Below are 677 nucleotides of genomic sequence, written 5' to 3'. Positions count from 1 at the left end.
CACGGTGGTCGGGTGGCCGGTTGGGCATCGATCACGGGGTCGGTGACATCGATGACTGGCACGCCATGGCCATCTAGCCGTGAGTACAACTCGGTGGTGGTCACCACGGTGGTCGGGGTGGCGTCGGTGAGCAGGAACCCGATCCGCGCGGCTGGCCAGCCGGGATCGATTGGCACATAGGCCGCCCCGGACTTGAGCACCGCCAGAATCGCGATGATGGCCTGCGCGCCGCGCTCCATCAGTATCCCCACGTACCGACCGGAGCCGGCGCCCTGGGCAACCAGTAAGTGCGCCAACCGATTCGCGGCCTCATCAAGCTCCCGATACGTCCAGGACCGGTCCCCGAAACTCAGTGCCACCGCCTCCGGGGCGCAGGCCACTTGGGCGGCAAACGCATCCGGAATCGACACCGCCGGTGTGGCGGGGCGGTCCAACACGCCACGGTTACCCCATTCGTCCAGGCGGGCCTGCTCATCGACGTCGAGCACCTCGACCGAGGAGACTTGCTCGGTGGGGTCGGCGGTCATCGCCGCCAGCACCCGCTGGAACCGCTGGATCAGGGTGTGGATGGTGTTGGGGTCGAAGATGTCGGTGCGAAATTCCACCGCCCCACTAATCCCGGCCGGTTGGCCGGCGTCGGTGAAGTTCTCGGTCAGAGAGAATGTCAAATCCATGCG

The 677-nt window shown here is 66.3% G+C and carries 1 protein-coding gene; it reads right to left on the bottom strand.

Features of this window, described 5'->3' with window-relative positions; all coding sequences use genetic code 11:
• The coding region (locus A5692_RS12645; protein ID WP_156766057.1) for an AMP-binding protein at nucleotides 1-677 on the bottom strand (677 nt) is incomplete at both ends.

It is taken from the genome of Mycobacterium sp. E342 (assembly GCF_001667665.1).
In the GTDB taxonomy this organism is placed as follows: Bacteria; Actinomycetota; Actinomycetes; order Mycobacteriales; family Mycobacteriaceae; genus Mycobacterium.
Note: the sequence above shows the minus strand (reverse complement) of the source record. Positions and strands in the feature narration are given on the sequence as shown.